A 3,935-nucleotide genomic window follows, 5' to 3' on the forward strand; every position below is an offset into this window, starting at 1 on the left:
AAACTAGTGAGGTACTTAGACAAACTAGTGAGGTACTTAGACTAGTGAGATACTAGTATAAAGTAAATTCAACTCTACGGTTTTTCTGACGACCATCAGCAGTTTTGTTAGATGCGATAGGTTGGTTTGGACCGTAACCTGTTGCTTCGATACGTGAAGCGTTTGCACCTTGTGATACCAAATAAGTTTTGATAGCTTCTGCTCTGTCTTTAGATAAACGTAAGTTTAACGCCATTGAACCAGTGTTATCTGTGTGACCAGCTAATTTCAAGCTAAAGTCTTTAGCTACTAGTAATTCAGCTACTTTATTTAAAGTTGCATATGAAGTAGAACGTATAGTTGATTTACCTAAATCGAACTCTAAGTTTTTGATTGCTTCGTCAACAACTCTACGGTCAGCCTCAGTAACAATTACTTTTTCTTTGATGATCTGAGCAGGAGCTTTTAATGGACATCCAGCACCATCTACCACTGTGTTTGCAGGAGTGCCAGCACATTTGTCGAATTTGTTAGCTACACCATCTCCATCATCATCACCTAATTGAGCTTCTAATGCTTCTTTGTCTCTTCTTGCGTTTTCTTCAGCAGTTGATAATGCTCTTCTTAATTCTGCACTTTCAGCAGCACTTTCTTCGCGGATAGCAGCGATAGGGCTGAAGTTTTGTAATTGAGAAGTTCCTTTTCTGCCTAAAGCAATCTCGATACCTGCGTGAGCATATGAGAATCTGTCGTTAGCACCAGCTGTTACCCCATCAAAGTTATTTGATTTCATGAAGCTAACTGTGTAGCCTAAATCGATGTTAACACCTTTTGATACGCCCAATTTGAAACCTGCTCCAATTGGAACAAACCAATTTTGATCATATCCTGTGCTTGCACCGCCCGGATGATCGGTTGTTGCTGCAGATGACATGTAACCCGCACCAATTGTTGCATATGGTGAAAGGAAATTACGTTTTTGGTTTAAGCTCATGTTGGCGATAGTAAAGTTACCACTAACAGCTGCCGACCAGTCGATTCTAGATTCGAAAGTTGATTTAGTACCGGCAATAACGTTGGCACCTTTAACTTTACCTGCAAGGAAATCGGCCTGGATACCAAATCCCGGTACTATTTGTTTTTTGATGTAACCACCGTAACCCCAAGATTCGTAAGGAGTATTGAAGTTTCCATTAGTTCTGTTATTGAAAGGGGTATAATGCGTTAACATACCACCGTTAAGTCCTACAGACCAGGTGCGGAAATATTTCTTAGCGAATTTTTCCGACGATTGAGAGTCAGCCTCCTGTGCAAATAATTGCGCTGATAGACCCACCATGGATAATATCATTGCTGCTTTTGTAATTTTTGATTTCATGTTTTTTATAAATTAGATATTTGAGTTCTCTTCAGTTTCATTTTAATACTGAATGATTATCTGCTTGTAATAATCCTGCCAAAGCCAGTTTTATCTAATTTTAAATTTGAATGTGCTAATAATCAGTAGATTAGTTTTGCTTTCAATTTATACCAAAAAAAGGAAACGAACGTTTAAACGTAAAGATTTTTGTATAGTATTTAATACAGTTTGTGCCCGAACGGATATTTTATAACTCGAAAGTTTCACCTTTTTCAGGTAAATTAACTTTGTAGCCAAGTGCTGTTAATGCTTCGCCAAGCATGTTCATGCTTTTTATTTCTCCGTGAACCAGAAATACTGATTTAAGTTTTTCGGAATCTTGCTGCTTAACGGTATTAACCAGGTCGTTATGATCGCCATGACCGCTTAACAGATCTGTTTTTTGTATGGTGGCGTAAACCATGAGATCGCGGTTCCTTAAGCGGACAATTGGATCGCCCCGTAATAACCTGTCGCCAAGTGTTCCTTTGGCGCAATAGCCGATAAATAGGATGGTGCAATAATAATTTTGTATATTATAATAAAGGTGATCCTGAATACGGCCACCCTCCAGCATCCCGGCAGACGAGATGATAATACATGGTTCGTGATAATTGGAGACCGACTGGCTCTCGCGCTTATCATGTACGTAAGAGAGTTCCTCAAATTCAAATTCATCGCCTTGTTTGCGATAGAAGTCTTGAGATTCCTGGTTTAACAGGTGGTGATGTTTTCTGTAAATATCTGTTGCAATGGTAGCAAGTGGACTATCGACGAATATTTTTACGGGTGGGAGCAGTCCGCTGCTAAAGATTTTGTTTAGGGAATATACCAATGCCTGTGTACGACCGATGCTAAAAGCGGGAATGATTAGCCTGCCCGGGTATTTAACGCATGATTCGTTTATGGTTTCTATTAACTTTTCTTGCAGGGTTACATCGGTACTGTGCAACCGGCCACCATAGGTGGATTCGGATACTAGATAATCGACCTGTGGTAGTGGTTCCGGATCCACTAAAACCGGGTAGTTGGTACGGCCTATATCGCCGGTAAAGGCAATCTTTTTCTCTACGCCTTTATCTTGAAGGGTTAAAACTATTGCTGCAGCGCCTAATAAGTGCCCAACGGGGATAAAGGTTAATGAGACATTGTCATTTAAACGGAACTCTTTGTGGAAGGCTATGGTAACAAACCTGTCCATGGTGTCGTTTACGTGTTTTTGGAGATATAAGGGCTGAGGTCCTGATCTGCCGCCTCTTCGGCCTTTAGGGCGTCTGTTTTGCTTGCCAATAAATACATTTACGGAATCGTGTAAAAGTAATTCGGTTAAATCGGCTGTTGGTGGTGTGCTTAGGATTTGCCCTTCGAAACCCAACCGAACCAGTGTTGGCAGGTTACCGGAATGGTCTATATGGGCATGGGTTAGGATAACTACATCTATAGAAGCCGGATCGAAAGGGAAGTATTGGTTTTCTTCCTGAAAGGTTTCTTTTTCATAGTCGAGCCCACAATCAATTAATATATTATAATTTTCTAATTGTAAAAGATGCATGCTTCCGGTTACCTGTTTAGCTGCTCCCCAAATGGTCAATTTCATAGTTTTTGGTTATCCTAATTAGGGCAAGATATCATTTTAACAGTTAAGCGTAAACTAAAATTAGAATTTACCTTTTTGCAGCCACTGTACCCAATTGGTTATCTGGTAATTATATTTTAATACTGTTGATGATTGATTGGAGTTAATTATTTTCCAACTGGTAAGTTCGTTTATGAATGTTGGTGGCACCAGCCCGGAGTTGATGGCTGCTTGTGTATAAAACGCTTGCTTTTCTGGATGGTGGGCTGTGCAGGCATTGAATGTGTACCCGAAACTTTCTGTTTCTATGATATGGGTGCTGATGCCAACGCAATCTGTTAAATGAATTAGATTTATTGGGGATTGCCCATTTGGGGAATTTATTTTGCCTGCGAAGAACTTGCCCGGATCGCGACCAGGGCCAATGAGTCCACCGAACCTGAGTATAGTTGTTTTGAAAGATGGATGGTTTTTGAGGATGGTCTCGGCTTGTTTCATTGCTTTACCGGATGGGGTATCGGGATCTGGTTCATCAGTTTCTGATAATTCGGTATTACGATCGCCATATACTGAGGTGGAGCTTATAAATAGTATGTTTTTGACACTGTTGTCTGCTGCCTTGCAGATTTCGGCTATTTTATCTGGAAAGCTGGCCTGCTCAGCGCTGCTTCTTTTAGGCGGGATACAGATGACTAATGTGTGGCTATTAAAGAATGCAGGGTTGTAGTTTATGCTTGGTTCGTTAAAACTGACTAAATATGGTTCTATTCCTTCTGTTTGAAGGGTTGGTAGTTTATTGGCACTGGTTGTTGATCCTTTTACGTTGTAGCCATTGGCGAGTAGGTGTTTTGCTAATGCCAGGCCGTACCAGCCACATCCTAGTATGCTGATTGTTTTTTGCATGTTTATATATTTTAATTTAAAGCTGCCGTCGCTACCTTAAAGCTTTCGTCATCTCGACGATAGGAGAGATCTATTGAA

At 40.5% G+C, this 3,935-nt stretch carries 3 protein-coding genes; all 3 read right to left on the reverse strand.

Features of this window, described 5'->3' with window-relative positions:
• Positions 1 to 52: 52 nt before the first annotated feature.
• The 3 genes from AC1DDX_RS24870 to AC1DDX_RS24880 all read right to left on the reverse strand — a co-directional run bounded on the left by AC1DDX_RS24870 (position 53) and on the right by AC1DDX_RS24880 (position 3,857).
• Positions 53 to 1,357 (reverse strand): OmpA family protein, encoded by a 1,305-nt coding sequence (locus AC1DDX_RS24870; RefSeq protein WP_172663238.1) that lies wholly within the window; start codon positions 1,355 to 1,357, stop codon positions 53 to 55.
• A 229-nt stretch (positions 1,358 to 1,586) separates the two neighbouring features.
• Positions 1,587 to 2,975 (reverse strand): MBL fold metallo-hydrolase, encoded by a 1,389-nt coding sequence (locus AC1DDX_RS24875; RefSeq protein ID WP_288884215.1) that lies wholly within the window; start codon positions 2,973 to 2,975, stop codon positions 1,587 to 1,589.
• 60 nt (positions 2,976 to 3,035) lie between these two features.
• Entirely contained in the window at positions 3,036 to 3,857 is an 822-nt protein-coding gene (locus tag AC1DDX_RS24880; protein ID WP_288884217.1) for an NAD-dependent epimerase/dehydratase family protein, read from the reverse strand.
• Positions 3,858 to 3,935 lie beyond the last annotated feature (78 nt).

The organism is Pedobacter sp. 10L46_2 (genome assembly GCF_056395165.1).

Excerpts from the sequence above, each read along its gene's own strand:
- AC1DDX_RS24870 (WP_172663238.1), bottom strand. The coding sequence starts at position 1,357 with ATGAAATCAAAAATTACAAAAGCAGCAATGATATTATCCATGGTGGGT.
- AC1DDX_RS24875 (WP_288884215.1), bottom strand. The coding sequence starts at position 2,975 with ATGAAATTGACCATTTGGGGAGCAGCTAAACAGGTAACCGGAAGCATG.
- AC1DDX_RS24880 (WP_288884217.1), bottom strand. The coding sequence starts at position 3,857 with ATGCAAAAAACAATCAGCATACTAGGATGTGGCTGGTACGGCCTGGCA.